Source organism: Streptomonospora arabica (assembly GCF_039531585.1).
Lineage (GTDB): Bacteria > Actinomycetota > Actinomycetes > Streptosporangiales > Streptosporangiaceae > Streptomonospora > Streptomonospora halophila.
The window spans coordinates 14,197-39,383 of record NZ_BAAAQI010000016.1 but is presented as its reverse complement, the minus strand read 5'-3'; the positions used below and the strand labels follow the sequence as shown (position 1 = coordinate 39,383).

The window sequence follows — 25,187 nt, the reverse complement described above, 5'->3', positions numbered from 1 at the left end:
AAGTACTTTGGGGGGCGAAAGAGCTCCGGCTTGTAGAGATCACGGCACTGAGGACGAAGGAGCGACTATGCGAATCCTGATCAACGGTGCAGGCGTGGCCGGACTGAGCGCCGGGATCGACCTGGCGCGCGTCGGGCACGAGGTCGAGATTGTCGAGCGGGCGAACCACCTGCGCACCAACGGCTCGCCCATCGATGTGCGTGGCGAGGCCATCGACACCGCGCGCAGCATGGGCATCCTCGACGCGGTGCAGGAACACCGGATCACCATGACCGAGGAGACGAAGTTCATCGACCGGTCCGGCGCGCCCGTCGCCCCCTTGGTCCGGCAGGAGATCGACGAATCCTCCGCAGACATCGAGATCCCCCGTGAGGATCTGATGAACATCCTGCACCGGGCCCTGCCCGAGCAGGTCAGCCTGCGCTTCGAGGAGTCCGTCCGGACGCTGGCCGATAGCGGGGACCGGGTCGCGGTCGCCTTCGCCTCCGGCCGCGAGGCCGCCTACGACATCGTCGTCGGCGCCGACGGGGTGCACTCGACGGTGCGTCGGCTGGTGTTCGGCCCCGAGAAGGAGTTCACCAAACACCTCGGGATGTACGTTGCGCTCGGGGATGCATCCGACCAGGCGACACCCGGCGACCGCACGACGGAGGTCCTCAACCTGCCGGGCCGCATGGCCGGCCTGGCCCGCTACCGCGACAAAGCTCTGGCACTCTTCCAGTTCCGCTCCGAACCGATCGACTACGACCACCGTGATCTGGCTGCGCAGAAGCGCATTCTGGCCGAGGCCTTCGCCGGCGTCGACGACTGGAAGGTCCCCACGCTGCTCAAGACCGCGCAGGACGACCCCGAGCTCTACTTCGACGCGATCGCCCAGATTCACATGTCGACCTGGCACCGCGGACGGGTCGTGCTGATCGGGGACGCCGCGCACTGCGCGACCCCGATGGCCGGGCGCGGCGCCTCATTGGCCATGCTCGGGGCGTGGATGCTCACCGAGGAGCTTGGACACCGGGGCGATGACCTCGAGGCGGCCTTCAGCGCCTACGAGCGGCGTCTGCGCCCGCACGCGGAGGCAGCCCAAGAGTTCGCGCTCAGCGGGGCCGACCTTGTGGTGCCCGCCTCATGGGAGGCCATCGAGGCGCGCAACACCCGGCTGCGGGCGGCGCAGTCGCTCTAGGCGGTCGTCCCTGGCCGACGAGGACCGCACGCGAGAACGGACCCGCCGAACTCTCCGGGGTCAGCACGAGCGGCCTCCACCGCGACCGGCAGGACCCCACCGGCGCTGGTCGCCGGTGTGCCCGTGACCTTCGCCGCCGACCTCGTCGGCTTCCGCGAAGACCCCTGCTATGAAACCGAGCCGGACCTGGATTTGCGCACCCCGCGGAAAAGGCTGAGTGCAGCTCGCGGCGCGGTCCTGGTCGCAGTATGGGCCCGCCCTGGTCCCTGTAGGCGGGGAGCTGGACCGGAAACACCGCATCGCGGTGTTCTGACCCGCGGATATGTGGCGCGCCTGGCAGGATTCGAACTTGCGGCCGTCGGATCAGCACCGGACCGGGACGCAGGGCGGTTCCCGGGGGTGCGCGGGTGCGCGGCCGATGTCCGCGCACCCGCGCACCAGGTCCGGATCGGTACTCCCGGGGTCTTACTCTTCGGCGCCGTGCGCCGGCGCCGGCCACCTGCCGAGATCCCGCCACCGCGGAGCGGGTTGGTGCCGGCGCTCTTCGGCAACATCCGGCGCGGTCCCGCCGCGCCTGGCCGCCGGGGTCGACGTCACGGTGGTCGCGGCCTATTCGGGCCGCTTCGCCACCGCCTTCCCCGCCGAGCGAAGTGTTCCAAGGCGCCGCAGACGGCGGCGACGGTCCGCACCGTCTACCAGGCGGACAGGTCCCGCGCTTCGGTGGTCGCGGAAACCGTATCGAACCGGCGGACCCGGCCGCCCTCTCCGAACCGCGGCCAGCCGGGGTCCCCGGTGCGGGCGAAGGCGGTCCACGCCGCATGCATCTCCTTGGCCAACGCTTCCGGCGGCTCCTCCGGCCCCGTCAATCCCTGCGCGCCGCGCAGCCCCGGAGTCTCCAGCCCGTCGAACACGAACGGCAGCTCCATCGCGTGCGCCGCCCCGAGCTGCGCGTCGAGAGCGGTCGACCGCCAGGCGAACTCGTAGACGTGAGCGCCGCCGTGCGCCTCGGCGAGCCTGCGGGAGCCCAAGCCGAACAGCGCGTCGCCGAGGATGGCCGACCGCAGCTCGCCGGGCCCGGCGTCCGGCCGCTGCGCCTGGTAGGCCGCGACGAGCCGGTCGGGGTCGCCGTGGGCGCGGGCCGCGGTCGCGTGCACGTCCTCGGCGGTCGAGGCGGGCAGGTCGCCATGCGGCGCGAGGTAGAGGTTGCCTTCCTCGGCGTTGGTTCCCACGAGCAGGTCGACATCGGCCAGGCGGCATTCGGCCGGTTGGCGGTCCAGCACCAGACTGAACGGGCTGAGTCCCATGAGCGGGTCGAAGCGGTCGGCGGTGCGCAGGTCGGTCCCGGCGAGTCGGGGGACGACCGCGACCAGGTCCTCGTCGGGGACCGCGGCGAAGCCCTCCGCGTCCGGTGCCACGCCCAGCGCCTCTGCGGCCGCTCGGGCCACCCGGGCGCCCTGCTCGGGGGAGAACGCGCCCAGTCCGCTGCCGCTCTGCACGATCGCCCGGTGGAACAGGCCTTCGGCCCGGGGATCGGCGAGCACACCGGCGACCGTGGTCGCGCCCGCCGACTGGCCGGCCAAGGTCACGTTTGCGGGGTCGCCGCCGAAGGCCGCGATGTTGCGCTGCACCCACTCCAGGGCCGCGAGCACGTCGAGCAGCCCTCGATTGCGCGGCGCCCCGGGCAGGTCCAGGAACCCGGCGACACCGAGCCGGTAGTTCAACGCAACCAGCACGACGCCGTCGCGGGCGAAGGCGGCGCCGTCGTGCACCGGTGCGCGGTTGGAGCCGGCGACGAACCCGCCACCGTGCACGAACACCAGCACCGGGCTGCGTTCGGCCCTGCGCGGGGCCCAGATGTTGACGGTCATGTACTCCTCCCCCTGCTCGTCGCCCCGCACCCAGCCGGGACCGAAGTAGGGCGCCATGTCGAGTCGTCCGAAGGAGTCCCGGCGGGGTTGCGGCGCGGTGGGCCCCGGCCGCGTCGCGTCGCGCACGTGCGTCCAGGGGCGGGGCGGCGAGGGCGGGGAGAACCGGTCGGCGCCGGCGGGCGGCGCCGCGTAGGGGACGGACAGGAAGCGGGCCGCGGAATCGTCGGCGTTGCCGCGGACTGCCCCCTCGGTGGTCGCCACGATCGGATCGGACACTGTGCACTCCCGTATCTGTTACTCGCTGGTGCCGGGTTCGGCGTCGCCGTTGTCGGTGCCGGCTCGCCGCGGCGAGCCGGTCGGGCGTCAGATCCGGGCGAACGGCGCCCACTCCTTGATCGCGAACTTGCCGCCGTCCCGGGCGACCTCCGCCCCACCGCGTCCGCCCAGGTGGGCGGGGAACACCAGCGCACGGGTGTCGGCGGCTTCGCCCAGCAGCCGGCGCCGGGTGGCGCGGGACTCCGCCGGGTTCTCGCAGAAGCAACTGTTGGTTTCGGGCTCCACGATCTGCAGCGCGGAGTGCACCAGGTCGCCGACGAACAGCGCCCGGTCGCCGCCCGAAGCCAGCCGCACCGCCGAGGAGCCCGGGGTGTGCCCCGGCGCGGGCTCCAGGCGAAGGTTGCCGTCGATGGTGTGGCCCTCCTCCCACAACTGCGCCTGCCCGGCCGCGTACACCGGGGCCACGCTGTCCTCGAACACGTTCTGGTTGCCGCGGCCCAGGTTCGGCGTGTGGCCGTTCGCGGGATTCCAGAAGTCGAAGTCCGCTTTCGGCATCAGGTAGGTGGCGTTGGGAAAGGTCGGCACCCACTCGCGGCCCGAGAGGCGTGTGTTCCAGCCCACATGGTCGACGTGGAGATGGGTGTTGACCACCAGGTCCACGTCCTCGGGCGCGACACCGGCCCGGGCCAGCTCGCCGAGGAACCCGCTCTCCCTGCGGCTCCAGACCGGCGAGTAGGGGCGTTCCTTGTGGTTGCCCACACCGGTGTCGATCAGGATGGTCCTGCCTTCGCTGCGCAGCAGCCAGGTCTGGATGGCGCTCACGACGACGTCGGAGTCGGCGTCGACGAAGTCGGGCGTGAGCCAGGGACCGTGTTTGCGCCAGGCGTCCTCCGGCGCCTCGGGGAAGAAGGTTCGCGGAGCGATGTCCACGGACCCGAAGTACTCCACGACTCGGGCGACCGTGACTTCACCCAGCACGACTTCCTGCTCCTGTTTCCGTTCCTGCATGTTGGTCCTGTTCGTGCTCGGCGTCGTTTCCCGGTCAGGATCCGGCGGCCTGTGTCGTGCCAGCCAGCCCTGTGATGTGCGTATCCACGGCAGGGTCAGGCTCGCGGCTCCATAGCCGGAGGGCCGTGCCTAGGCTGTTGCCATGACGACTTCTCAGGCGGCCGGGCAGACGGTCGCAGGTCGGATCGGCGACTTCCTACGGGCGCGGCGGGCGCGGTTGCAGCCCGACGACGCGGGTTTGGCGGCACTGCCCGGGCGCAGGCGCGTGGCCGGGCTGCGGCGTGAGGAGCTTGCGCAGTTGGCGGGGGTCAGCGTGTCGTACTACACGCGGCTGGAGCAGGGGCACTCGGTCAACGCGTCCGACGCCGTACTGGACGCGATCGCGCGGGCGCTGCGGTTGGACGAACACGAGGCCGAGCACCTGCGGGAACTCGCTGCGCGGCGCCCCCGGCACCTCAAGCAGCCGCCGCCGGAGCGGGTCGACTCCCCGACCCGCGAGCTGATGCGCTCGCTGGGCGACGTGCCCGCGATGGTCCTGGGCCGCCGCACCGACGTGCTCGCCTGGAACCCGATGGCCCGGGCTCTGCTCGCCGGGCACGTGGACCCCGCCGCGCCGGACCGCCTCGAGGACCGGCCGAACCTGGCACGGATGCTGTTCCTGGATCCCTACATCCGGGACCTGTACGTCGACTGGGAGTACAAGGCGCGAGCGGTTGTGGGGAGCCTGCGGCTGGTCGCGGGCCGCCACCCCGAGGACGCGCTGCTGGCCTCATTGGTCGGCGAGCTGTCAGCGCAGTCGCAGGAGTTCGCCGACCTGTGGGGCGACCACCGAGTCCAGCCCTGCGAGGCGGACCGCTACCGGCTGCGCCACCCGCTGGTCGGCGAACTCACCGTTACGCAGCAGCTCCTCGCGGTCGCCCGCTCACCCGAGCAGTCGGTGACGGTGGTGACCACGGAAGAGGGCTCCGCAGCGGCCGACTCGCTCAAGCTGCTGTCCCGGTTCGCGGGACCGGGCACCGATGGAAAAGCCGGAGCCGACCGCCCCTTGCGGTACCCGACGCAGGGATGACCGAAGCCGCCGACATGCCGTGCAGCTCCGCCCGGAAAGCGGGCTGCCCCTCGCGTATGCGGCACGAAAACCCCCGTCGAGGCACCCGATGCGAGGAGGGCCGGCCACCTGGCCGACGAGCGGCCGTCCCGCCGGCGGCGTCGTCGACGCCGCCGAGGCGGGCGCCAGGCTGCGCGAGCTGACGAAAACCTGATGGGGCGCCCCAGCGCACCTGTGCTACGGAATCCCGCAGGGAGGAACTCGATCCAGCATTCGAGCAGCAGTCGTTGGAGGCCGACCCAATGACTCGAAGTTTGACGTCGGGGGCGGATGCAGAACTGGCGCGGGGGCCCGCTTTGTCACCGGCGCGTGTAGCCGAAGCCTTCGCCCCCGGGACTCGGGGGTCGGTCCGGGGTAGCGGGCTTGGGTCCGTCCCCGGCGGATAGGCGGAGGAGCATCCATGCTGTCCCTGAAAAGATGCGTTGCGTACGCTTCCTGTGGACGTATCCGTAACCGTCGCGAAAGTGCCATGGCCCAGCTCCCTCCTTCGGCTCCCGCGGCAGGTCGGCGCCGAACACGGCGCGACCGGTCGGGGTCCGCGGCCCGCCACGTGCATGCCACGGATCGGCGCCGAACGACTCACCGGCGCCGACGGCCCCGGCGGTGCCCTCATCAGCCCCGGCGTCCTCGCCCGGTCTGCGGGCGTGGAGCCGGTCGCCCCGGCGGGGGCGGGACCCGCGCCGCCTGGGGCACGCTGCGCGACCGCACCGCCGCCTACGGCCCGCAGGCCATCACCGTCCGCGGCCGTGTGGCCGTCCCGGTGATGCGCCCACCGCCGCCGGGCTCGCCCACGGCTCGCCCGTGCCGGCGCCGAGGAGGTGCGCCTCACCGGCACCCCCCACGCGGACGGCCGGGCCCTGGCCTCCGGCAGCTACGCCCCGCGTGACGGCAGCGTGCTGCACATGCCCCGAACGCCGCCCCGCCGATACGTAAAGGAGGGTTGCGTGGCGACCATGATCTCCGACCTGCGCGACTGGATCCGCGACCACGACCCGCACGTGCGCGCCGCCGTGGAACTGCTCATCGCCCACAACGACGCCGTGTGGCTGCGCCGTGAGGACTTCGTGGACCGCTTCGTCGACGACGACGGCCACAACACCGTCATCGACTTCGCCACCCTGGCCGCCGCCCTGGAGGCCGGGACCGCCCCCGGCGCCTGTGAGACCGAGGCCGGCGTCCTGCGCCTGGCCGCCGACCTCGGCACCGACCGGTGGGGCATCCGCCAGATGTCCGACGCCGCGGTGCACCGGGTGCGCGTGGCCATCGCCGTCGCCACCGAGTAGCCCCGGCCGCCCCCGTTTCGAGCAGGGCCGCCGAGGCAGCGCACGCCTCGGCCACGCACAGTCGCAGATCCCCCTGTGCGGCCGGCCCACGCTCCGAAAGCGCGCCACGCCGGCTCAGCCGCGTTCCTCCGGTTCCCTCAACCAAGCTGCCTCGAACCGGCTGCTCGGCCGGTCCCCGGCACATCACCCCCCGGTAGCCGTGCCGGCCTCGACGGGCCCGCGCTCGACGCGCCCGTGACTGCCTCTGGGAGCCTGTCCTTCCCTCGCGAAGACCGGAAACTTATCGCGGCCGAAGTAGACACGCCTGGCTCGTGCTGCTAACTTTATTCCCGCGGCCGCAGAAGTACACGGCCGGACCGCCGGATAGGCCGGTGGAGAGCAGGACGGCCCGACGGTGTGCACGCGCATCACGGCACCGGGGCCGGTAGCAACGCAGTACAGAGGTAGAGCAGTAACGCACTACCGGATATCCCGCTCGCACAGGGGATTCCGCAGCAGAAGCAAGGTCGCGGTAAGGCTCGACCGGCGCGGGTGGTTGTACGGCGCCGGGGGCCGGTAGGACCGCAGTACAGAAGTAGAGCAGTGCACGAAACGAGAATCGAGAGGTAGGTGCCATCAGGATCGCCCGGACGCAGCACGATTCGCGCCCGGGTACCGCAGGGCCTTTGTTCGAAAGAAGGTGGTCCACGGTCATACAACCGCGATCCCCGCGATCCCGTCCCAGCCTGTCCTCGGGAAGCGGAAGACCGGCAGCGGCCGGTGGATGGTAGTGAACTCTCGGGCCCCAGCGCCGTGCGGCGCTGGGGCCCTCGACGTGCGTTCAGGAGAAGGAAGAGAGCGCTTGACTCGTCCCGACACCGGTGACCGGTTCGACGATGACGACTACCCCGCCTACACCGTGGGCAGCGCGGCCGAGATGATCGGCGCCACGCCGGCCTTCCTGCGCGCCCTGGGCCAGGCCCAGCTGATCGAGCCTCGGCGCTCGGAGGGTGGGCACCGCCGCTACTCCCGCTATCAGCTCCGACTCGCCGCGCGGGCGCGCGACCTCGTGGACGAGGGCACCTCGATCGAGGCCGCGTGCCGGATCATCGTCCTGGAGGACCAGCTGGAGGAGGCTCAGCGCATCAACGAGGAGCTACGCGCCACCGATCCGCCCACGGAGTGAGGCTGTGCCGCGCGCCGCGTCCCAAGCTCGCCGAAGCACCGACAGCCCTCGCCGCAATCGGCGCGCGGCCCGCATCCTCACGGGTTTGGCGCCGTGCTCAAGCCTGGGGGCCGTGGTGCCAGCGGGTGGTCGGAATCCGCCCTCCGGTCGCGGTGGTGCGGCGGGGACGCAGCGGGCAAAGCCCGCACCGGTGGCCGAACGCGCCCTTGCGCTGGCGGTGCCGCCCGCCCTCGGGCCCACCGAGCCACCGTGCCGCCAGGGCACCCTCAGGTGGCCGGTGGCACAAGAGCTATCGCCCAGCCCCCGTTCTGACAAAGAACAGATGAGCGTGAACTATTGGGGCATAAACCATGAACAAGGGGCCCGGTAAGGGAATTCCGATGGACGGAAGGACTCCTATATTCCCTGGCGTTCTGTTTGTGGTGGGGCTTAGCCAGGGCGGCCGGGACATCACATCCGGGGCGCCCGGTAGCGTGCGCACATCGTGGCGACGGCGTCGTCGACCGCAGCGTCCACCTCGGCCGGGGGCGGGGCCCAGTCGACGACGAGCAGTCGCGGCCAGAGGATGTAGTTCGAGATCATGCCCATGAACTGGGTGGTGGCCATGACCGGGTCCTCGATGCGGGCCGTCCCGGTGTCGTGCTCCGCGGCGAGGTAGCGCTGGACGGACTCGAAGAACGGCATCTTGCCGAGGTCGAAGTGGGTCGTGGCGAGCGCGGGGAATCGGGGCATCTCGGCGATGACGATTCGGTAGAGGCCGACCATCTCCGGTCGGGACATGAGCGCGGCGTACCGGCGGCCGTACTCCCGCAGCCCGCGCTCGAGGTCGCCGGGCCGGGGGGCGGGGCGCTGGTCGTCGTCCGTGCTCCAGTGCTCGGTGACCATGGCCTCGAACAGGTTCGCCTTGGTGGGGAACTGTTTGAAGAGGGTGGCCTTGGACACCTCCGCAGCCTCGGCGACCCGGGCTAGGGAGGTGCCGGCGTAGCCGTTGTCAAGGAACAGGCCTGTGGCCGCGCTGATGATCGCTGCTCGCTTCTGCTGCGCGAGCTGCTGGTGGTAGGTCCCGGTCCTCGTCGCCATGGGTCCATGATGCCCCACGTTGTGAGGTGAGTCGCTTGACTCACCTTTGTTCCGCACCTACCTTTGCGGTAAGGCGAGTCACTTGACTCATATCTAGCGAAGGGCGCGCTCATGCAGCGATTCGAGAACAGGACGGTCATCGTCACCGGTGCAGGGGGCGGGATGGGCAGCAGTCACGTGCGTGCCTTCCACGCTGAGGGGGCCAACGTCGTGGTGGCCGACCGGGACCCGGAACGCGGCGCGAAGCTCGCCGCAGAACTCGGTCCGCGGGCGATGGACGTGCGGCTGGACGTCACCAGCGAGACACAGTGGGCGGCAGCCGTCACGGCAGCCCAGGAACGCTTCGGACCGGTGTCTGTGCTGGTGAACAACGCGGGCATCCAGCAAGCGGCAGCGCCGGTCGAGCACACCGATCTGAGCACCTTCACGCGCGCCATGGACGTCAATGTGACGGGCCAGTTTCTCGGCATCCGCGCGGTGACGCCCTCGATGCGCGAGGCCGGGGGCTCGATCATCAACATCGCCTCGACCATGGCCAACGTGGGTACGCCGTACTACGCGGCCTACACGGCCAGCAAATGGGCCGTGCGCGGCTTGACCAGGACCGCGGCGCTGGAGCTCGGCCGGGACGGGATCCGGGTCAACGCGGTGCACCCCGGCGTGGTCTCGACACCGTTGATCAATACCCCGGCAGAGCCGGGTGAGCGCCCGATCTCGGACTTCTATTCGCCGGAGCCGTATGCGGTCCCGCGCATCGGCCGGCCCGAAGACGTCTCCCGCCTGCTCCTGTTCGTGGCGTCCGACGACGCGTCGTACGCGACCGGCTCGGAGTTCGTGGTCGACGGCGGGCTGCTGCTCGGGCCTGCTCTGCAGTACGGGGCGGCCTGAGGGACGCCGCGGTCCGGGCGGCGATCGGGATCGCGCCCGCGGCCACGACGCGGGAGGGGATCGTCGACATCACCGCGACCGGCCGACGTACCGGCCTGCCGCCGCATCGAACCGTCACGGTCCTCGCCCGAATCGTCGGCCACCAAGGCCGGCCGTTCGGTCGCTCATGTACTTCCGTGCGAGTACGCGTCGCCTCCCGCGGGCGGAGGCGGCCGCCGGCGGCCGTCGGCATCGTGGTGGACACCAACCACTCATCGGAGGTCTCGTGTCCCCACGTCCAGATTCCACGGTCGTCGATCAGCAGGCCGAAAGCGCGCTGTCACCCAACGCTGATGACGCTGCGGCCATGCTCGTCGGCGCAGTCAAGCGATACGGCTCCGGCCCGTCTGCCGTCGTCGCTCTCGACGACGTCACCATCGCGTTCCCGGCGGGGAAGTTCACGGCTGTGATGGGCCCGTCGGGTTCGGGAAAGTCGACGATGATGCACTGCGCCGCCGGGCTGGACCAACTGGCGTCGGGCCGCGCCTTCGTCGGCAACACCGATCTGTCGACCCTCGACGACCGCGAACTGACCCTGCTGCGCCGAGAACGGATCGGGTTCGTGTTCCAGACGCTCAATCTCGTTGGGACCCTCACGGCCGAGGAGAACATCCGCCTGCCGTTGACGTTGTCGGGCCGCCGGCCGAGCGATGGAGTGCTCGATCAGGTCGTGTCGATGCTGGGCCTCGGTGATCGCCTGCATCATCGGCCGACGGAGCTCTCAGGCGGCCAGCAACAGCGCGTCGCCATCGCCCGAGCGCTGGTCGCCCGGCCACACGTGGTGTTCGCCGACGAGCCCACCGGCAACCTCGACACCCGGTCCGGACAGGAGATCCTCGGATACCTGCGATCAGCGGTCGACAGGCATCATCAGTCGATCGTGATGGTCACGCACGATCCCAACGCCGCAGCCTGGGCGGACCACGTCGTGTTCGTCGTCGACGGCAGAGTGCACGACGTAATGGATCGCCCGTCGGCCGATTCGGTGCTCGACGTGATGAAGGGCCTGGGGCGATGAGCCAGATGGTGCGGAGCGCGGCCCGGAGCGTGTTCGCGAGCCGGGGTCGGTTCCTGCTCACAGGCACGGCGATCGCACTGTCGGTGGCGTTCCTCGTCGCGACGCTGGTGCTGTCCGACTCGATGCGCGGCCGAGCTGCCGGCGACATCGCCGAAGCGATGGCCGGGACGGACGCCGTGGTGCAGGGCGTTTCCCTCGGCGAACCCGGCGGAGGTCCGGGAGACCCTGCCAGGTCGGTTCGGCAATCACTGGATCCCGACATCACCGAGCGCGTGGCCGCGGTCGACGGCGTCGACGGGGCCGCCTCGCAATGGACCGGCTTCGCGAAGCTGGTCGTCGACGGATCGGCGGTCGGGGCCGGCACGGCTAACGACGTCGGTCGCAACTGGATCGCCGACCCGGCGCTCAATCCGTTCCGGCTCGCGAGCGGGCGACCACCGACCGGGGTCGGTGAGATCGTGATCGACCGCTCGCTCGCCGATGACGCAGGCGTGGCTCGGGGTGACGTCGTCAAGGTCCTGACCGCGTCGGGGATGCACGACGCGACCATCACCGGTATCGCGACGTTCGGGTCGGCGGACGCGGCGCCGCTGAAGCGAACGGTTCTGTTGCCCGACGGAGCGATGTCCGCCTGGCTCGACATGAACGCGCCGACCGAGGTGGTCGTCGACGTCGCGGAGAGTGCCGACCGCACCGGGGTGCTCGGCCGCCTGGCGGCGCTGTCCGACGCCGAGGTCGTCGACGGACGCGACTACATCCGGACGATGCAGAACGCCGCGACTTCACCGCTGCAGTTCCTGAACGTGTTCCTCCTGGCCTTCGCCGTGGTCGCGATTCTGATCGGCGTGACGATCATCTACAACACGTTCGCGCTCACCGTCGCCCGCCGCCGCCGGGAGTCGGGACTGCTGCGTGCGATCGGTGCGGAACGACGCCAAGTGCTCGGCGGAGTGGTGATCGAGGCGGTGTTCGTCGGAACGATCGCCACGCTCATCGGCCTCGTATGCGGGGTCGCGGGAGTGGACGCGCTGCGCTGGGTCGTCGGACTCACCGGGGTCAGCCTGATCACCGGGCCGGCGATCGTGAGCCCGACCTCGATCGCGATCGCCGCGACCGTCGGTATCGGCACAACGATCCTCTCGGCATGGATCCCGGCCCGCCGCGCGGCGGCGACACCCCCGATCGAGGCACTGCGTGAGAGCGCGGCGGAACCCCGGGTCGTGAGCCGAGCGCGGACTGCAAGCGGACTCGTGCTCGCCGCGGCGGCGATCGCTGGAGGAGCTGCTGCTGTGGTTGGCTCGAACCCGGTGTGGCTCGTGCTCGCTACTGCCATTGTCCCGGCGCTCGTGCTGTGCGGCCCGGCGATCGTGACAGCTTCAGCACGTTGGAGCTCTCCAGCGGCCCGCCGCGCCGCCGGTGTGTCCGGCTCGATCGCAGCGGGCAACCTGGCTGCGAGCCCCCGCCGATCGGCATCGACGGCGCTCGCGCTCATGCTCGGAACCGCGATGGTGACGCTGTTCTCGATCTTCGCGAGCTCACTGGCGAGCGCGGTGGGAACGGACGTCCGTGAGGGGCTGCAGGCGGACCTGGTGGTCACGTCGGCGACCCCCGACTTCTCGACGATCGACCCCACCCTGGCCGACCGGATGGCAGCGCTGTCCGACGTCGACTCGGTAACTGCGCTGTCGATCGCCGAAGGGGTGGTGGCAGGGAAAGCCGAGGCGATCGGCGGTATCGACCCGACGGCGCTGCCCACCATGTACGACCTCGCCCCGATCGCCGGCGACCTCGCCGACCTGAGCTCGGGAGGCGTGGCCGTGGTCGGTGACGACCCGGCGCGGCTTGGCGAAACCCTGAGAATCGAGTTCGAACGATCGACCATCGAAGCGCCGATCGTTGCCGTGGTCGAAAGGAGCACCGGCGGTTTCGAAGCTCCGGCCTACTTCGTCGACCGTGCGACGCTCGACGCCTCGCTCGGTCATCTGCTCGATGCGCAGGTTTTCGTCGACCTCGCCGACGGAGCGGTGGCGGACGCCGAGGAAGACGTGCGGGCCCTGGTCCAAGATGCGCCCGGGTCGTTCCTGGCGACCCGGGAAGAACACATCGCCAGCAGCGGGAGCGACGTCGCTGCGTTCGGAAACTTCATCGACGGGATGCTCATTCTGGCGAGCCTCATCGCGCTTCTCGGAGTCGCCAACACAACAGCGCTCGCGATCAATGAACGCTTCGGAGAGATCGGGCTGCTGCGAGCGGTCGGGGCGTCTCGGCGGGAGCTGCGTCGCATCGTGCGGCTCGAGGCGGCACTCCTGTCGTTCGTTGCAGCATCGATCGGTATCGCCGTCGGAGCCGGCGTCGGCTGGGCGATGATCGATGTCACTGGAGGCGCGGAGATCCCGTACGTCATCGTACCCTGGCTCCGTCTGGCGGTGACGCTGATCGTCGCGGTCGCAGCGGGCGTGGTCGCTGCAGCGTGGCCCGCGTTCCGGGTCTCCCGGGTGCCCGTGCTCGAGCTGGTGAGCCGGGACCGCTGATGCCCCGAGGTCCAGTACCGGGACCGGGCGCTCCCGACCGGTCCCGGTACAGAGACCTCCTGTGGGAGTACGCGCACGCCATCGGTCGCGACGAGGATGGTGCCATGACGCTTACGGATCACCGCACCGGCCGCGCCGATCTCGCTGCGCTCGTCGCCGCGTTGGCGGTGTCGATCGGCGTGTTCGTCTTCGACCCGGACGTCCTGGCCGGACGGCAGCTCCTCGGCGTCGCGATCGCGGCCGTCGCCGCAGTGCTGCTCCTCGTCGCCGGCCGGTTCGGTCGGGTCACCGTCGTGGCGATCGGTGTGCTGACCGTCGTCACCTTCGTATGGACCTCCAGCCCGGTCGCGCTGGGACCGATGCTCGCCGTGGCGCTGTACCGCCTCGTGCGCCGAAGCGAGGATCGCTCTGCGGTCTGGTTCGGATCGTTCGTCGCGATCGTCGTCGCCGGCTTCGGGGCGCAGGCCGGCAATGAGCCGTTCTGGTTCGAATGGGTCACCTACTCAGCCGTTCTCCTGCTCCCGATCGCCGCCGCCGACGCCCGCCGCTCCAACCTGCGGCGTCGAGCCGACAGATGGGAACGCCAGGTCGCCGAGCGGCTCCAGGCGGAACGCCTTCGCATCGCGTACGACCTGCACGACATCGTCGCCCATTCGCTGTCGGCGATCACCGTCCAGTCCGGCATCGCCGCCCACGGGTTCGAGCGCGATCCCGCCGCCGCTCACACCGCGCTCGTCGAGATCAACGACGCAGGCAGACGATCGCTCGACGAGCTGAGATCCCTCCTCGGGCTCCTCCGGTCCGACGAGTCGGTCCCGCTTCGCCCGATACCGGCGGCCACCACCACCCTCGGCGACGTCGTCGCCGCCGCCGGGCACTCCAGGGAGGTCGAGGTGGTCGAGGACGGTCACTACCCCGCGGGCGTGACGGAGAGCACCGTGGTGACGGTGCACCGCATCGTGCACGAGTGCCTGGTCAACGTCGCCCGCCACGCCGGCGACGTCCCCACGATCGTCCGGCTCCGGCACGCAGACGGCGGGGTGCACGTCACCGTGTCGAACGACGCCCCGGCCACCGCACGCGTTACGACGGCGGGCACCGGCATCGGTCTGGTCGCGATCCGCGAGCGAGCGGAGCTCCTCGGTGGCACCGTCCACGCCGAACCCACCGACAACGGCGGGTTCGCGGTGCACGCGTTCGTGCCGTACCAGGTTCCCGGCGGGTGGGAGGCATGACCCCTCGGCTCGACGCGCCTGCCGTGGCGAGGCGCGACATCCGCGTGCTGCTCGCCGACGACCAGGAGTTGGTGCGCCGCGGGTTCGCATCACTGCTCGCCGGCGAACCCGGCATCGAGGTCGTCGGTGAGGTCGGCGACGGCGCGCAGGCGATCGCCGAGACCCGGCGGACACGCCCCGACGTCGTGCTGATGGACATCCGCATGCCTCGCATGGACGGGCTCGACGCGACGCGGGCGATCTGCGGCGACGAACGGCTCAACGCCACCAAGGTGCTCGTGCTCACCACTTTCGCGCTCGATGAGTACGTCTACGAGGCGCTCAGAGTCGGTGCCTCCGGTTTCCTGCTCAAGGACACCCCACCGCGACTTCTGCTCGAGGCCATCGCCGCCGCCGACGACGGGGACGTCCTCATCTCACCGGCGATGGCCAAGCGGTTGGTCGCCGACTTCGTTCGCCGACCGATCATGCGTCCCGGCGACTCGGGTCCTCTCGATGTCCTGAGCGAGCGAGAGCGCGAGGTACTCGCCGAGGTCGCACGCGGCAAGACCAACTCCGAGATCGGCGAGTCGCTCTACATGTCGCCGCTCACGGCGAAGACGCACGTCAGTCGCATCCTCGGCAAGCTGAACGCGCGCGACCGCGCCCAGCTCGTGATCATCGGATACGAGACCGGACTCGTCAGCCCCGGCGAGTGAGTCTCAATGAGGCGTGCGGGCCTGAGTCTTCAGAACCCTTACGAGCGCCGTGTCGGGTTCATCGGTTCGCGCCAGGGTGTGTCCCGGTGCCGGGAGCGATGAGTCGGTGGACGGCTTCGACCAGACAATCCTCACCCGCGCCGGGCGTATGGTCCGGGCCGCCCACGATGTTGCCGACGGCCAGTGCCTGGACGTGGTTCAGGAGAGCCGCGGCCGGGATCGAGGCCGTGATCTTGTCGGCCTGCTGTGCCTTCTTGATGGCGGCGGTCTTGGCGGCCACTGCTTCGGCGGCGCGGGGAAGGCCGGCGACCGACGTGCCGAGTTCCAGCCGCTGCCACAATGCGAGCCGCATCAGCACCGGGTTGTGCACGTAGAACTCTCTTAGCGCGACGGCATAGCCCGGCAGATCCTCGGCGTCGAGCGCGACAGCCTGTTGAGCGCGGACGACGTGCTCCTCGAGTACTGCTTCGAAGAGGCCGGCCTTGTTGCCGAAATGCGCGTAGAGCATCCGCTGGTTGCGGTCGGCTGCGGTGGCGATGCGGCCCACACGTGCGCCGGCGTAGCCATGTTCGGCGAACTCGACGGTCGCCGCGTCGAGAATGCGTTGTCGGGTACGTGCGGAGTCCCGCTCCGCCTTCTCCGGTTCGCTCATCCCTTCAGTCCTGAAGGCAATCTATGAGCCGAGCTCGCGCCAGCGGTCGTCCTCCGCGGCGAGGCGCTGACCGGCGGCGGCCTGAGCGAACTCGACACCGTCGGCACCGAGCGCGAGACGTCGGGGCGGGGCGTCCATCGTGGTGAGGCCGACGATGACGCGAGTAGCCTCGTCGGGATCTCCAGCTTGGTGGCCGCGTAGCGTGCCCGGGTAGCGTGCGCTCTCTCCCACGGTCTGATCGTACCGCTCGTTGAACGGCAGGACGGCCATGGAACCTTCGGAGAGGATCTCCGTGCGCAGGTTGCCTGGCTCCACGATCGAGAGCCTGAGGCCGAACGGGGCGATGTCCTCCGCGAGCGGCAGTGAGAAAGCTCGTGGCCGCTGCCTTCGCCGCCGGGTAGGAGGCCGGCACCGGCGTACCCATCTGGAAGCCGAGGGGCGGCACCTGGATGAATCGTCCGGTCGGCTCTGACGTACTACCGCCGGGTGCGCACTATGGACTATAGTAAGTATGAAGTTACTTACTTCAAGGAGGCTGACATGACAGACGTGGCCACGGAATTTTTGGCGCGCCTCGGGACGGGTGACGCGGCAGGCGCGATGCAGCTCACGACGGACGACTTCCATTGGACGGTGGGGGGCAAGCCGGGTGGCGGGTTCGCCCTTGCGGGGACTTACGATCGCGCCGGGTACCTGGAGATGCTGGGACGGGCTGCGGCGTCACTGCCGGCAGGCCCGCGGATCGAGGTCGTCTCCGCGACGCAGACGGAGGAGCGGGCCGTGGTCGAGACCCACGTGGTCGGTGTCTCTGCGGACGGAGTCGACTACGACAACCGGGTGGTGTGCGTCTTCGAGCTCAGCGGAGGCAAGATCGCCGCCGTCCGGGAATACTTGGACACGATCCACGCGGCCGCGGTGTTCACTCGCTGACCGGTGACGAGGGGCAGGCGCGTATCGCGGCCCGCCCTCGTTTTGGCTTTGTGACCAGCGCTGTCGTGCCCACTGCTACTCTGCAACCGCCCAGGGGCGGTGCCGGTCCTTCGACTACGCGGAGCACGATGAAAGGCGCTCGCTGCCGCACCGACGAGTCCTCGCCGCCGGGCCCGACCCGGCCGCAACATCGGCGGAAGTAGCGTCTCCAGCGCCAACGCTCTCCGCGGCGACTGACTTGTGGCTCAGCGACCACGCGAACGCAGTCGCAGACGTCGAAGGTATTCAGTTGGGGTGCACCCATGGTGTTTGCGGAAGGCTCGGACGAAGTGACTGCTGTCGGCGAACTGCCAGCGAGCCGCGACTTGCGTGACGGTGTATCCGGCGGCCAACTCACGACGGGCTTCCTCCAGGCGCCGGCGCCGCAGGTAGGAGCCGACCGATTCAGCGGTAGACGCGAACGCGCGGCTCAGTGTTCGCACGGAAACGTTCAGTTCGCGCGCTAGCATCCCAGGTGTCAGTTCCGACTGAGTGAGTCTCTGGTCGGCGATTTCGCGGGCGGCTAGAACAAGTGCCGGCGCAAAAGTCGGCTCGGCGCCGTCGACGTAACAGCGCACTACGCCTCGGGCCAACTCGATCAGTGCATTACGCGCCGCATTGAGGCCTACTTCGGTGAGGTCATTGATGGTGTCGAGCAGCACACTCGCGTAGGCCAACAGCAGACGCACCTCAGGCGCGGCGGCTGAACCGATGATCGACTCGGACGCTTCCTTCGCGATTTCCGCAGGCAATCCAACCGTCAAGCCCGATGTACGCGGAAGCATCTTGTAGCCGATCAGACCTGTGGAGCGGCGCAACATGAAGCGACATGCGCCGAGGGCGATCTCTCCCGAGCCGTATCGGAGCGTCCAGGCGCCGCGCCGCACAATGAACAAACGAAGAACGTCCTCGCCGTCCCGAGGCGTTTCCATATCCAACCCGATCGTCGTGGCGAAGTCGGTGACGGTGACATCCATGGCCTGAAACTCGCGAGTATGTACGTGGCTTTCCAGGTCACCATTCGCAATGGACACCCGCGCAGCGGCGCAATTGCTCGCCTGCTCGCCGACTGCTCGCATGGTTACCTCATCTCACCTGGCCCGGAGGTTCCACGACGTGGCTTCCAGGTCCAAGCTGTATACCAGCAGTGCTGTTTGACTGTTCCCTGCGCGAGACAGGAAGAAGGAGCATGCCTTGAACGAAGTCGAAGAATCCACCCACGGTGGTACCACAGTGGTGACGGTCAACAGCCATGATGCCGCTCGACAGGCACTGTCCGAGCGAGCTGTCACCAAAAACCTTGACGCCTCCGCGATGGGTCTGACACAAGACCTGTATGACGCCACGATACGCCACATGCTGTTCCTGGACCCGCCAGACCACACTCGCCTGCGCCGCTTGATCTCGACGGCCCTCACCTCACAACGGATCGAAACGATGCGTCCGCGCGTCGAGCAGATTGCACACGAACTGCTCGACGCAATAGAGGGCCGCGAGACGGTCGACCTCATCCCGGCCTACGCGTGGCCGCTGCCGTTCCAGGTCATTTGCGACCTGCTCGGCATCCCCTCCAGCAGCCGCGACGAGTTCCGCACCTGGACCGACATCGCGGCTGACCCTGCTCAACAGTCAGCACGGGCCGTCCAGTTGACCCGGTTGCTCGCGGTCATCCGGGAACTCGTCGCTGACCAGCGCGCACACCCGGGCGACGGCCTGCTCAGTGAGTTGATCGCGGCTCGTGACGGCCAAGAACGGCTTTCGGAGAACGAGCTGACCTCGATGGTCTTCATGTTGATGGTCGCCGGGACCGAGACCACCATCAACCTGATCGGCAACGGCGTATACCGACTGCTTGAGGACCGAAGCCGGTGGGACCGGGCGCGTGTGGACCCGCGACTGCTGACCACCGCGATCGAGGAGTTCGTGCGATTCGACTCACCCGCCGCCTCGACCACCTCCCGAATCGCCACCGAGACGTTCGATCTCGCGGGCCACATCGTCCAGGCCGGCACCCCCGTCGTCGTTAGCCTGGAAAAAGCGAATCGAGACGAAAACCGATTCCCCAGTGCGGACCAGCTACAGCTCGATCGTCGTCAGAACCCGCACCTCGGCTTCGGGCACGGGATCCACTACTGCCTCGGTGCACCGTTGGCCCGTCTGGAGGCCGAGGTCGCGTACACCGTGCTGATGACACGTTTCCCCAGTCTCGACCTAGCTGTCCCGGCGTCCGAACTGACTTGGCGCCACGACTTCATGCACTGCCTGCACCGCCTACCTGTCCGAGTACGAGCGACACCCGGTAAATGACGGAATCCGACCCACTATTGCGCCATAGCCGTCGTACCTCATCCGGTTTCCGTCCATCACGCCTGTCCTCCCACCGGCTGGCACAATCGCCGACCTCGGAAGTGATCGCGACGCCATTGGCTCGAGCTCGGCACCGGCGGTCGGCAGACCCACGACCGAGGGCAATCGCTCCGTGAACCATGGGAGTCACGGGCTTCGCCTGAGTGCTAAGCGCTCTGAGTCGCCCTCTTCCGGGTCGCCGCCAGGCGGAAGAACCTCCCGGTGAGTCGTGCGACCGTCCGGGTCCAGGACCTCTACCGGGCCGGCCTTCCCTCCGAGGTCATCCGCGAGGTCATTCCGTGCATCGGGCCGGAGCCGCCCCAGGATGAGGATGTGTGCGCCGCGCTCGTCGATCGCGTCCGACACATTCGCGACCAGTTGGCCTATCAGGAACGGCAGCTCGCCGAGCGACGCGAGATGCTTGAGCGCTACCTTTCAGGCGCCGCAACCCCGACCGGCCTTGCCGCCACCGCCCGTGCTTCTCACCCATCGTGTAGCCCGGCACCGGATCACGAGGTCCGCCTGCCAGAGTAGTGACCTGCCTACTCGCCGACATTCTCGGCTTGATTAGCTGAGGTGGTCAGCTTTGCACCGTAGGGCGGACGACGACTTCGCTGACGTCGATGCCGTCGGGTTGCTCTATCGCGTATCCGATGGCGGAGGCGATGGCGGAGGGTGGCATGGCGATCTCGTCGCGTTGCTTGATCATCGCCGTCGCCGTTTCAGGGCTCGCCCCTTTACCTACGCCCTCCGTGTTGGTGAAACCCGGCGAGACGAGGGTGACCCGCAGATCAGGACCGGCCTCCTGCCGCAGCCCTTCGGTCAGCACTTTCACCGCGGTCTTGGTGGCCGCGTAAACGGCTTGGGGAGACTTCACGATGTAGGCCGCAGTGGAGGCGACGTTGACAAAATGGCCAGAACGCTGCTGCCGGAAGATGGGCAGCGCCGCCCCGATGCCGTTCAGCAGGCCCGTGATGTGAGTGGCGACCATGGAGTCCCAGTCATCTTGACGCAGTTCGTCGAATGGCGAGACTGCCATCGTGCCGGCGTTGGAGACCAGAACATCGAGGCGACCGAAGCGATCGAGTGCTGCATCGGTCAGTCGCTTCAGGTCGTCGCGACGGGTGACATCGACGATGACCCCGACGGCCGAGCCGCCTTGCGCCGTGATGCGATCCACCACAGCCTGCAGCCGGGCCTCTCGCCGCGCTCCGAGCACCAGGTGAGCGCCTTGTGTCGCTAAATGGATCGCCGTCGCCTCCCCGATGCCACTGCTGGCACCCGTGAGCGCGACGACCTTACCTCTAATGCCTGACAAAGCCACTTCCTTCGCGAGGAGCATGCGGGTCCATGCGGTCACCTATAGTGATGTGGGGGCTCGCCCACTTTAATAGTGTAAGTGGGTGCGCCTCCACTTAGCAAGCGGGTGAGACGTCGGAAGGCGGCAAGTAGTCATGGCGGACGCAGCGCAGCGACGGTTGCCCAGGGCCGATGCACGGCGCAACCGGGAGAGGATCCTCGCGGCCGCGGTACGCGTGTTCACAACGGACGGCCTTGACGCTCATCTGGAGCGCATCGCCAAAGAGGCAGGAGTGGGCAGTGCCACGCTGTACCGCAACTTTCCCACCCGCGAAGCACTGATCGAGGCCACCTACCGCCACGAGGTCGCCGAGCTGTGCGACGCGGTGCCCGACTTGCTGGCAACGAAGCCGCCTTTCGAGGCACTTCGCGCCTGGACACGTCTGTTCCTGGACTACGCGACTGCCAAGTACGGCATGATCGACGCACTGCGCGCGATTGCCGCCAAGGGCAACAATCCTTATGGCAACAGCCGGGAAATGATCCAGGCCGCACTGAACTCCCTCATGGATGCCTGCGCGACCGCCACGACGATCCGCACCGACGTCACCTCTATCGATGTCGCCGCTGCACTCGAAGGTATCGCCCTCACCTCGGCTGGTCCCGAACACCGGCAACGGGCCGAACGTTTGCTCGATCTGACCCTGGACGGCCTGCAAGCACGCCCTTCGCCGAGAATCTCTGACTAGTGGTGATGTGTCGGCACGCTGGTAACAGCCGACACGCCTGCGGCAGCGGTTGAACAAGAAGAGGGCCTTCTGATCCCGGTGCGGATTGCGACATCTACGCCGATACTCAGCAGGCCCTCGTGTGCCACCGCAACGCCCCGCTGACCCCCGCCGGCAGACTCCGCCTGGCCCGGTGCGTCGAAGAGGACGGCTGAGGCCGCCGCCAAGCGGCCGAACGCCTCTGCCTCGGCTATCTCAACCCCACCGCCTATGAAGCCACCCGATACCAGTCAGTCGATCAGGTAGCGCGATCACACCTCATCGACCTTGGCCGTCAAAACGGGGCAACCCCACAGCCGGATCGCCATGTCGGTGCCCCCGTCGAGCGTCGGCCGCGCCGGCCCTGTCCTTTACCGGTGCTGGCGCGGTCGCCTCCTCGCTCGCACTCGCGCGCGACGTGGACGTGCGGGCCCACCCCCACCCCGACTTGCGGTCGTGGCTCGCCGGTCCTCACTCGTCGCTGTCAGACTGAGCCTTCAAACGTGGGTTGTGGACAGGGTCCACCAGCGTGACCTCCTCGATCACCTCGAATCTGCCGTCCGGCGCAAGACTGCCGAATACGTAGGACTCACGCGTTTGCCGGGTTCCGTCATTCATCTCGATCGTAAGCACGTGGCGGTCCGCGTATGCATATCCGTCGACCAACTCGTCCAGCAGTTCAATCGTCGCCAGACGAACCATTGTTCGGATGCGGGCGAGATTCTGCGCGATCGCCGGCCACTCAGCCCAGACGCCGTCGGTCCGCTGCCGATAGGCGGGGACGAAATGTCTGGCCATCACCTCTTCTACCGGGGTCTCCCGTTCGTTCAGAAGCTCCTCGACCACGATCGCCATACTTCTCATCGATCTCCTCCAACAGTGGCGCATACCGGGTATGCCATTGACTTAACCACCACCCGAATAGCGACACCATGCGCGACCAGCCCGGTTACATACGCGGAAGGCTCAACCAACGCGAACTAACATGATGGTCGTGGACACAATCAGCAGCGCCCTCAGCAGCGTTCGCGCGGGAAGGGCCAACGGTCGCCGACTGCGCGGGTCGGGTGCTTGGGGCATGCGGTTCCCGAGCTTCGCCGGGATCGGGTTCCACGTTCTCCTTCGCGGCGAAGCATGGCTGGTCGCCGCAGGGACACCACCTGCCCGTCTGCGTCCGGGCGACCTCGTTATCGCACCGAACGGCGCTGAGCATGGCCTCGGTCACGCACCGACCCGGCTGGACAAGCTGCCGGTGTTCCCGGCCACCGACCTTCCTGCGCCTCGGTCGGCGGACACTGAGTTCCTGTGCGGCGCGTACCGACTCGACCATGGCCGGCTCCATCCGGTACTGCGCGGACTGCCCAAAACCATCGTGGTGTCGCCAGACCGCACCCATCACCCAGAACTCGCGACGCTCGTGAGCCTGCTGGAAAACGACGTCGCACAGGTCCGGCAGGGCAACTGGGTGACCCGGTCCGCGCTGGTCGATCTCGTACTGGTCCACGCCCTACGCCACTGGTACGACGCCCCCGACGCCACGGGCATGACGGCGACGGCCGACCCGGCCATCGCCGCAGCTTTGGACCGGATCCACGAGCGCCCTCAACATGCATGGGGCGTCGAACAGCTCGCCGGCGTGGCGGGCATGTCGCGCACGTCGTTCAACCGGCGTTTCACCCTCCAGGTCGGACTGCCACCGATGACCTACGTGACCTACTGGCGGCTCGCCTGCGCCGCCCGCTTGCTCAGACAGACCACCTTCGGGCTGGCCACGATCGCCCGTCAGGTCGGCTACTCCAACGAGTTCGCATTCGCCACCGCGTTCAGCCGCGAGTACGGTCTCGCTCCCGGCCGATTCCGCAATCACCCGGACCCACTTCCGAGATGACCACGCAAACTGCAAACGAAAGACCACGACGCATTGCGCGCCAATCTCATCTCCCCATCTCGTGTGCTCGAACGCGTCGGCGACACACGGATTTCATTTTGCGAGTCCAGATCACAGCCTCGTACTGACCCCGCGAAACCGTCCCTGACACAAAGAAGTCCCTGGTAAGTGAGTTGACGACCAAGAAAACCGCCACCAGGGACTTTGATGCTGTTCCACCGCGCCTGCCTGCCGTTGTCACCCCCGACGCCGAATCTCGCCGCCTGCACCCGCAAACCACCGCCGAACGGCCCGGTCGCGGCGGCGCCGACTCGATCCGGCCCAGCACGCTCTATTCGTGGGCGAGGGCCAGAAGTCCGGTGTCGCGGTCGAACCACGCCGCGGCGGGGGGAACCGTGACCGATGCGGCACAATTGCAATGTGACTCACGTCACCTTTCAGTGAGAACCGATCGCGGATCCGCCGCGTCTTGCCAAACGTGAGAAAAACGCGGGGAGGGATCGAGTCGGCCGACGAAGCCGACCTCGTCCGCTTGGTTGCCAAGGGGGACCGGGCGGCTTTCGAGGAGCTGTACCGCCGGACCTCGCCATGGCTGGCCCTACGCTTGCGGCGCCGATGCAGCGATGAGCAGATCGTGGCCGATGTGCTGCAGGAGTCCTACCTCGCCGTATGGCGGGCGGCGGGAAGTTTTGCCGGGACAGCGGTGGACGGCAGCGCCGCGGGGTGGCTGTGGACCATCGCCGCGCGTCGGCTCGTGGACGCGTTCCGGCGCCGTGCGCGGTATGTGCATCCGCCTCCGGAAGCCGCCGAACCGGTGGCCGCCCCAGCCGCGGAGGACGAAGCGCTGGCCGGAGCGGTCAGCGGCGAATTGGGAAGCGCGTTGAACACGCTGGCACCCGAACTGCGGCAGGTGCTGCAGGCCATGGTGCTCGACGGGCTGTCGGTGCGGGAGACCTCCGTGCTGCTGGGACTGCCGGAGGGAACCGTGAAGACTCGGGCGCGCCGGGCGCGGATCATCATGCGGGAGGCACTGTCATGAACGACCAGCACAAGGCGCATGCTTCCATCGAGCTGATCCGCCGCTACGCGCGCGCTGACGCGATCGCCAGCGAGGTGCTGTGGTCGCTGGAATCGCATCTGGAATCCTGCCCGTCCTGTCGCGCCCGCCTCGCCGAGGAGGTGCCCGGCCAGGCGCCCCGGACGGCGGCGCTGGTCGATCGAACCTGGGAAGCACTGGCACCGTCCCTGACCACCGGCCCGCCCGTACCCCGCCGGGGGCGGCTGGCACGGTTGGCGGGCTGGACCTCGCCGGTGATGCTTCCGTGGGTCGTCGGTGCGGCACTGGTGGCAGTGCTGGCTGTGGCCGTCGATTCGTTCTTCGCTGTCCCCGGAGGCCGTCCGCTGGTGCTGCTGCTGGCCCCGGTCGTTCCGGTGCTCGGCATCGCCGCAGTATGGACGAAAAGTCTCGATCCGGCATATGAACTGGTGGCCGCGACCCCGCGAGCAGGGCTTTATCTGCTGCTGCGGCGCACGGTAGCCGTGCTGGCAGTGGTGATGCCGGTGCTGGTCGTCGCGGGCCTCACCCTAGGCACGTCATCGGTGGTCTGGTTACTGCCGTGTCTGGCCTGCACGGCCGTAACCCTCGCGCTCGGCAGCGTCATCAGGTTGGAGCGCGCTGCCGTTGTGGTCGTGACGCTGTGGTCGCTGGGTGTGCTCGCCCCCGGCCTGCTGACGTCGCAACTGCCGGTAGCGGTCGCCCCGGTGGCCGTTCCGGTGTGGGGCGCCGTCTTCGCGGTCGCAGCCGCGGTGCTGATACTGCGCGCCAGGTCGTTCGCCCGGGTGTGAGAGCAGCCGGAATCCAAGCCCGTATCCAAGTCGGAAACCCAGCA

General features: G+C 68.7%; 24 protein-coding genes. 16 read left to right on the top strand and 8 right to left on the bottom strand.

Annotated features, from left to right (window positions below):
• Positions 1 to 67 precede the first annotated feature (67 nt).
• Positions 68 to 1,180, top strand: coding sequence for an FAD-dependent monooxygenase (locus ABD284_RS20645; RefSeq protein ID WP_344146128.1), 1,113 nt, complete (start codon positions 68 to 70; stop codon positions 1,178 to 1,180).
• A 692-nt stretch (positions 1,181 to 1,872) separates the two neighbouring features.
• On the opposite strand, the gene ABD284_RS20640 is transcribed toward ABD284_RS20645, so the two are convergent.
• Entirely contained in the window at positions 1,873 to 3,324 is a 1,452-nt protein-coding gene (locus tag ABD284_RS20640) for a carboxylesterase/lipase family protein (RefSeq protein WP_344146125.1), read from the bottom strand.
• Positions 3,325 to 3,411: 87 nt separating this feature from the next.
• Complete coding sequence (locus ABD284_RS20635; protein WP_344146122.1) at positions 3,412 to 4,332, bottom strand: MBL fold metallo-hydrolase; 921 nt, start codon at positions 4,330 to 4,332, stop codon at positions 3,412 to 3,414.
• A gap of 142 nt (positions 4,333 to 4,474) precedes the next feature.
• Here ABD284_RS20635 and ABD284_RS20630 point away from each other — a divergent pair, with 142 nt between their 5' ends.
• The 3 genes from ABD284_RS20630 (at position 4,475) to ABD284_RS20620 (ending at position 7,888) form a co-directional block, all read left to right on the top strand.
• Complete coding sequence (locus ABD284_RS20630; RefSeq protein ID WP_344146119.1) at positions 4,475 to 5,401, top strand: helix-turn-helix domain-containing protein; 927 nt, start codon at positions 4,475 to 4,477, stop codon at positions 5,399 to 5,401.
• A 983-nt stretch (positions 5,402 to 6,384) separates the two neighbouring features.
• Entirely contained in the window at positions 6,385 to 6,723 is a 339-nt protein-coding gene (locus tag ABD284_RS20625; RefSeq protein WP_344146116.1) for a hypothetical protein, read from the top strand.
• 841 nt (positions 6,724 to 7,564) lie between these two features.
• On the top strand, positions 7,565 to 7,888 hold the full coding sequence (locus ABD284_RS20620) for a MerR family transcriptional regulator (RefSeq protein ID WP_344146113.1): 324 nt from the start codon (positions 7,565 to 7,567) through the stop codon (positions 7,886 to 7,888).
• A 450-nt stretch (positions 7,889 to 8,338) separates the two neighbouring features.
• On the opposite strand, the gene ABD284_RS20615 is transcribed toward ABD284_RS20620, so the two are convergent.
• Positions 8,339 to 8,968, bottom strand: coding sequence for a TetR/AcrR family transcriptional regulator (locus ABD284_RS20615; RefSeq protein WP_344146110.1), 630 nt, complete (start codon positions 8,966 to 8,968; stop codon positions 8,339 to 8,341).
• A gap of 111 nt (positions 8,969 to 9,079) precedes the next feature.
• Here ABD284_RS20615 and ABD284_RS20610 point away from each other — a divergent pair, with 111 nt between their 5' ends.
• From ABD284_RS20610 to ABD284_RS20590, 5 genes are all read left to right on the top strand, one after another.
• Positions 9,080 to 9,856 carry a glucose 1-dehydrogenase gene (locus tag ABD284_RS20610; RefSeq protein WP_344146107.1) on the top strand — a complete coding sequence of 259 codons (777 nt, stop codon included), beginning with the start codon at positions 9,080 to 9,082 and terminating at the stop codon, positions 9,854 to 9,856.
• A 346-nt stretch (positions 9,857 to 10,202) separates the two neighbouring features.
• A complete protein-coding gene (locus tag ABD284_RS20605) occupies positions 10,203 to 10,913 on the top strand; it encodes an ABC transporter ATP-binding protein (RefSeq protein WP_344146397.1) in 711 nt (236 codons plus the stop codon).
• Positions 10,910 to 13,444 (top strand): FtsX-like permease family protein, encoded by a 2,535-nt coding sequence (locus ABD284_RS20600; RefSeq protein WP_344146104.1) that lies wholly within the window; start codon positions 10,910 to 10,912, stop codon positions 13,442 to 13,444. The genes ABD284_RS20605 and ABD284_RS20600 overlap by 4 nt, the downstream gene beginning before the upstream one ends.
• 104 nt (positions 13,445 to 13,548) lie before the next feature.
• Positions 13,549 to 14,679: a sensor histidine kinase gene (locus ABD284_RS20595; protein ID WP_344146101.1), complete on the top strand. Its 1,131-nt coding sequence runs from the start codon at positions 13,549 to 13,551 to the stop codon at positions 14,677 to 14,679.
• Positions 14,676 to 15,377: a response regulator transcription factor gene (locus tag ABD284_RS20590; protein WP_344146098.1), complete on the top strand. Its 702-nt coding sequence runs from the start codon at positions 14,676 to 14,678 to the stop codon at positions 15,375 to 15,377. Before ABD284_RS20595 ends, ABD284_RS20590 begins: the two co-directional genes overlap by 4 nt.
• Before the next feature lie 58 nt (positions 15,378 to 15,435).
• Here ABD284_RS20590 and ABD284_RS20585 read toward each other — a convergent pair whose 3' ends face one another.
• Both ABD284_RS20585 and ABD284_RS20580 read right to left on the bottom strand, forming a co-directional pair.
• The gene (locus tag ABD284_RS20585) at positions 15,436 to 16,029 is read right to left on the bottom strand and encodes a TetR/AcrR family transcriptional regulator (RefSeq protein ID WP_344146095.1); all 594 of its coding nucleotides are present in this window, start codon (positions 16,027 to 16,029) and stop codon (positions 15,436 to 15,438) included.
• Between the two features lie 21 nt (positions 16,030 to 16,050).
• A complete protein-coding gene (locus tag ABD284_RS20580) occupies positions 16,051 to 16,344 on the bottom strand; it encodes a Rossmann-fold NAD(P)-binding domain-containing protein (RefSeq protein WP_344146092.1) in 294 nt (97 codons plus the stop codon).
• Between the two features lie 225 nt (positions 16,345 to 16,569).
• Here ABD284_RS20580 and ABD284_RS20575 point away from each other — a divergent pair, with 225 nt between their 5' ends.
• On the top strand, positions 16,570 to 16,959 hold the full coding sequence (locus ABD284_RS20575) for a nuclear transport factor 2 family protein (protein ID WP_344146089.1): 390 nt from the start codon (positions 16,570 to 16,572) through the stop codon (positions 16,957 to 16,959).
• Positions 16,960 to 17,204: 245 nt separating this feature from the next.
• On the opposite strand, the gene ABD284_RS20570 is transcribed toward ABD284_RS20575, so the two are convergent.
• Positions 17,205 to 18,077, bottom strand: a complete 873-nt coding sequence (locus tag ABD284_RS20570) for a helix-turn-helix domain-containing protein (protein WP_344146086.1) — start codon at positions 18,075 to 18,077, stop codon at positions 17,205 to 17,207.
• A 115-nt stretch (positions 18,078 to 18,192) separates the two neighbouring features.
• Between ABD284_RS20570 and ABD284_RS20565 the strand changes: the two genes are divergently transcribed.
• Together ABD284_RS20565 and ABD284_RS20560 are read left to right on the top strand one after the other, a co-directional pair.
• Positions 18,193 to 19,305, top strand: coding sequence for a cytochrome P450 family protein (locus tag ABD284_RS20565; RefSeq protein WP_344146083.1), 1,113 nt, complete (start codon positions 18,193 to 18,195; stop codon positions 19,303 to 19,305).
• Between the two features lie 261 nt (positions 19,306 to 19,566).
• Positions 19,567 to 19,878, top strand: a complete 312-nt coding sequence (locus ABD284_RS20560; RefSeq protein WP_344146080.1) for a MerR family transcriptional regulator — start codon at positions 19,567 to 19,569, stop codon at positions 19,876 to 19,878.
• Between the two features lie 46 nt (positions 19,879 to 19,924).
• On the opposite strand, the gene ABD284_RS20555 is transcribed toward ABD284_RS20560, so the two are convergent.
• Positions 19,925 to 20,686, bottom strand: a complete 762-nt coding sequence (locus ABD284_RS20555) for an SDR family oxidoreductase (RefSeq protein ID WP_344146077.1) — start codon at positions 20,684 to 20,686, stop codon at positions 19,925 to 19,927.
• 112 nt (positions 20,687 to 20,798) lie between these two features.
• Here ABD284_RS20555 and ABD284_RS20550 point away from each other — a divergent pair, with 112 nt between their 5' ends.
• The gene (locus ABD284_RS20550; RefSeq protein ID WP_344146074.1) at positions 20,799 to 21,392 is read left to right on the top strand and encodes a TetR/AcrR family transcriptional regulator; all 594 of its coding nucleotides are present in this window, start codon (positions 20,799 to 20,801) and stop codon (positions 21,390 to 21,392) included.
• A 489-nt stretch (positions 21,393 to 21,881) separates the two neighbouring features.
• Here the strand turns inward: ABD284_RS20550 and ABD284_RS20545 are convergent, their stop codons facing one another.
• Entirely contained in the window at positions 21,882 to 22,265 is a 384-nt protein-coding gene (locus tag ABD284_RS20545; RefSeq protein WP_344146071.1) for a hypothetical protein, read from the bottom strand.
• Between the two features lie 139 nt (positions 22,266 to 22,404).
• Here ABD284_RS20545 and ABD284_RS20540 point away from each other — a divergent pair, with 139 nt between their 5' ends.
• From ABD284_RS20540 to ABD284_RS20530, 3 genes are all read left to right on the top strand, one after another.
• A complete protein-coding gene (locus tag ABD284_RS20540) occupies positions 22,405 to 23,298 on the top strand; it encodes an AraC family transcriptional regulator (protein WP_344146068.1) in 894 nt (297 codons plus the stop codon).
• Positions 23,299 to 23,776: 478 nt separating this feature from the next.
• Complete coding sequence (locus ABD284_RS20535; protein WP_344146394.1) at positions 23,777 to 24,337, top strand: RNA polymerase sigma factor; 561 nt, start codon at positions 23,777 to 23,779, stop codon at positions 24,335 to 24,337.
• Positions 24,334 to 25,143, top strand: coding sequence for a hypothetical protein (locus ABD284_RS20530; protein ID WP_344146065.1), 810 nt, complete (start codon positions 24,334 to 24,336; stop codon positions 25,141 to 25,143). The genes ABD284_RS20535 and ABD284_RS20530 overlap by 4 nt, the downstream gene beginning before the upstream one ends.
• Positions 25,144 to 25,187 lie beyond the last annotated feature (44 nt).